Origin of the sequence: Arthrobacter sp. 2YAF22_2 (genome assembly GCF_052114645.1) — a bacterium.
Lineage (GTDB): Bacteria > Actinomycetota > Actinomycetes > Actinomycetales > Micrococcaceae > Arthrobacter.
This window is the reverse complement of the sequence record NZ_JBFRFD010000487.1, coordinates 1-2,707: the sequence shown is the minus strand read 5'-3', so window position 1 is coordinate 2,707 and position 2,707 is coordinate 1. Positions and strand designations below refer to the sequence as shown.

Sequence of the window (2,707 nt, the reverse complement as noted above, 5' to 3'; positions counted from 1 at the left end):
TGCCCGCCGTTCGCAGTGAACGGCGGGCATGCCCTGAAACGCCGCGGCAGGTGCCGCAGCCGGTTCCTGCTGCCTAACCTCTCAGCACCGCCCGGAACTCCCGGCGGCGGCGGGCCTGCTCGTCGGGGTCGGGCACGGGCAGGGACGCGATTAGCTTCTTCGTGTACTCGTGCTGCGGATTGCCCATGACCTGGTTCCCGAGCCCTTGCTCCACCATCTTGCCTTTGTACAGGACGCCGACCCAGTGGGAGAGCATGTCAACGACTGCAAGGTCGTGGCTGATGAACAGGGCCGCGAATCCGAACTCCCGCTGGATCTCCTTGAAGAGTTCCAGCACCACGGCCTGCACCGAAACATCCAGGGCCGAGGTCGGCTCATCGGCGATGAGCAGCTTCGGGTTCAAGATGAGCGCCCGCGCCAGGGAGGCGCGCTGTCGCTGGCCGCCGGAGAGCTCGTGTGGGAACCTGTCAGCGTACGACGCCGGAAGCTGCACCGATTCGAGCAGTTCACCGACGCGCTTGCGCGCCTCAGCCGGGCTCGGGTTCGAGTGGATGATCAGCGGTTCCGCCACGCAGTCGCCGATGGTCAGTTGCGGGTTGAAGGATGCTGCCGGGTCCTGGAACACGAAACCGATCTCCTTCCGGAGCGGCTTGAACGTGCGCTCCTTGAAGTTCAGCATCTCGTAACCAAGGACCTTGAGGCTGCCGCCCGTGGTCCGGTTCAGTCCGGCGATGGCGCGGCCGATCGTGGTCTTGCCGGAGCCCGACTCCCCCACCAGACCGAAGACTTCCCCTTCGGAGACGGTGAAGCTGACGCCGTCCACGGCCTTGAAAGCCGGAGTGCCCAGCCTTCCCGGATACTCGATGGTCAGGTTCTTAGCCTCGACGAGGACCTTTCCGCCCTGGTGGGCGCGCTGTGTCATCCCTTCGGAGGCGGAGTTGCGGCCAAGGTGCGGCACCGCGGCGAGCAGCTTCTTTGTGTAGTCCTCCTTCGGCTGTGCGAACAGGACCCGGGCAGGGGCTTCTTCCACCACATCGCCCTGATACATGACGACCACGCGGTCGGCGAGGTCGGCCACCACCCCCATGTTGTGCGTGATGAGCACAATGGACGTTCCGTACTTGTCACGCAGGTCCCGGAGTAGCTCCAGGATCTCCGCCTGGACCGTGACGTCCAAGGCTGTCGTGGGTTCGTCGGCAACGATCAGACCCGGGTTCAGGGCCAACGCGGCCGCAATGACGACGCGCTGTTTCTGGCCTCCCGAGAACTGGTGCGGATAGTAGTTCACCCTCGATTCCGGGTCCGGGATGCCGACCTTTCGGAGGGCTTCGATGGCCCTCGCCTTGGCTTCCTTCGCGGAGACGCGGTGGCCGCCGGCGTCGGCGTGGGCCCGGATACCTTCGGCAATCTGCCAGCCCACGGTGAAGACCGGGTTGAGCGCTGTCGACGGCTCCTGGAACACCATGGCGACGTCGCGGCCGCGGATCTGCCGGAGCTTCGCTGCACTGACGCTGATCACGTTGTTGCCGTTGATCAGCACCGCACCTGAACTCACAGCCGTCTCCGGCAGGAGGCCGAGGATGGTTTTGGCGGTGACGGTCTTGCCCGAGCCCGATTCGCCGACGATGGCGACCACCTCGCCGGGATTCACTTCGAGGCTGACGTCCTTGACTGCGTACACATCGCCGGAGTCGGTTGCGAAGGTGACTTTGAGCTTGTCGATGTCCAGCACCGGGCGTGCGCCCGCTTCCGGCTGGTCCGAAACGGAACCGATATCGATGGTCATGGCATTCTCGATTCTGCTGATGCTTCCGCCCCGGGCGCGGCCTGCGCGCCGTCCGGGCTGCCGGCGGGTGCCTTGCCGCCGGCACGCTTGCGGCCCCTGAGCCGCGGGTCGTTGAGGTCGTTCATGCTCTCGCCGACCAGCGTCAGGCCGAGCACGGTCAGGACGATCGCCATGCCGGGAAAGACGCCGGTCCACCAGATGCCGGAGGAGGCGTCAGCCATGGCCTTGTTGAGGTCGAAGCCCCACTCGGCGGCGGATGACGGTTCGATACCGAACCCGAGGAAGCCAAGGCCCGCGAGGGTCAGGATGGCCTCGGAGGCGTTAAGCGTAAAGATCAGCGGCAGGGTGCGGGTGGCGTTCTTGAAAATGTGGCGCCCCATGATGCGGACGCTGGAGGCACCCACCACCTTGGCCGACTCGACGAAGGGCTCCGCCCTCAGCCGGATGGTTTCCGCACGGATCACGCGGAAATACTGCGGCACGAAAACCACGGAAATGGCGAACGAGCACGCGACGATGCCGCCCCAGAAACTGGACTGGCCGCGGTTGATGACGATCGACATGACGATGGCCAGCAGGAGGGACGGGAAGGCGTAGATCGCGTCGGCGATCACCACGAGGATCCGGTCCAGCCAGCCGCCGAAGTAGCCGCTGACCAGACCCAGTGCAACGCCGAGAAAAATCGACATTGCCACGGCCACGACGATCACGATCACGGCCGTCTGGGAGCCCCAGATGACCCGTGAGAAAACGTCGTAGCCGCCCACGGTGGTGCCCAGAATGTGGTTTCCCCCGGGCGCCTGCTGGGCGGGGAAGGTGCCGGACGCGTCACTGAGCTGCGAGTACCCGTAGGGCGCGATCAAGGGGGCGAGGACCGTCGTCAGGAGGAAGAAGATGGTGAGCACAAGGCCGGTGACGAGC

The 2,707-nt window shown here is 65.4% G+C and carries 2 protein-coding genes; both read right to left on the bottom strand.

Annotated features, from left to right (window positions below; all coding sequences use genetic code 11):
• Positions 1-73: 73 nt before the first annotated feature.
• Positions 74-1,786: an ABC transporter ATP-binding protein gene (locus AB4Y86_RS16255; RefSeq protein WP_441403213.1), complete on the bottom strand. Its 1,713-nt coding sequence runs from the start codon at positions 1,784-1,786 to the stop codon at positions 74-76.
• On the bottom strand, positions 1,783-2,707 hold a 925-nt coding region (locus AB4Y86_RS16250; protein ID WP_441403212.1), incomplete at its 5' end, for an ABC transporter permease. The genes AB4Y86_RS16250 and AB4Y86_RS16255, both read right to left, overlap by 4 nt.

Bases quoted from the DNA above. Each gene is read 5' to 3' on its own strand.
- AB4Y86_RS16255 (WP_441403213.1), bottom strand. From the start codon at position 1,786: ATGACCATCGATATCGGTTCCGTTTCGGACCAGCCGGAAGCGGGCGCA.